This window comes from Virgibacillus carmonensis (assembly GCF_057836705.1).
This window is the reverse complement of record NZ_JBYQFJ010000089.1, coordinates 1-976: the sequence shown is the minus strand read 5'-3', so window position 1 is coordinate 976 and position 976 is coordinate 1. Positions and strand designations below refer to the sequence as shown.

Below are 976 nucleotides of genomic sequence, written 5' to 3'. Positions count from 1 at the left end.
AAACGGACCTTCTTTCGTTTGATACGTTACAGTGCCCTCTGGAATTCCGCTTACAAACATATATAAATTCTTGCTATTTATCGTGAGTGGATAAAACGTAATAAATTCCTTACGAGTACCACTTAATTGTTCTTCCCCACTTGTATAGGATGGTTGGTTTATAGCAAAAGACATCACATTACCAATGGTCTCATGCAGATTTATTTGAACTTCCTGTGCTTGTTCTGTTTTGTACAGAACTTTCCCAGTCTTATCCGTAACCAGCACTTTTAAAGCATTGAGACCTCGCCCGGAAACTGCATTTTGTTCGTTTATAAATTTCTTAATGGCTTCTATTGTATTTTCTTTTTCTATTGTTTCTGCTGCTAACTGTGCCTGCCAATTAATGCTTTCCATACCCCAGCTGTAATCAATGGTAGCCACCTTATTTATATTTTCAAAAATTGGTACTACCATTCTCGATACGAAAAATCCTAATAACGCGCATACAATAAATGCAGCAATTAACTGAATGCGAATACTTCGTCTTATACTAGTTATCAGTTTTTCAGTAAACCATTTTATAAAATTCATGGGATTAATTTTCTTTTTCAATTTTATATCCCACTCCCCAAACCGTTTTAATAAACATAGGTTTTCTTGGGTTTTCTTCTATTTTTTCGCGGACTTTCCGAATATGCACCATTACTGTGTTATCCGATTGAAAAGACTGTTCTTTCCAAACTAAATACAATACCACGATTCCGAGAAAGAAGTTCCAGAATAGAAAATTCTCGTGGTGTTAACTTTATTTCTTTACCTTCTACTGTTACTTCATGTGTCGACACATTTATTAGCATCCCTCCAATTTCAATTTCACTTTCATTTTGAACCATGCCGCTACTCATTCTCATATACCTGCGAAGCTGTGATTTAATTCTGGCTACCAGTTCCAATGGATTAAAAGGTTTCGTTATATAGTCATCTGCCCCTGTTG

General features: G+C 35.6%; 2 pseudogenes. Both read right to left on the bottom strand.

Annotated features, from left to right (window positions below):
• A pseudogene (locus tag AC3G7N_RS20625) lies at positions 1-573 on the bottom strand (two-component sensor histidine kinase); the annotation flags it as partial.
• Between the two features lie 4 nt (positions 574-577).
• Positions 578-976, bottom strand: a pseudogene (locus AC3G7N_RS20620) (winged helix-turn-helix domain-containing protein); the annotation flags it as partial.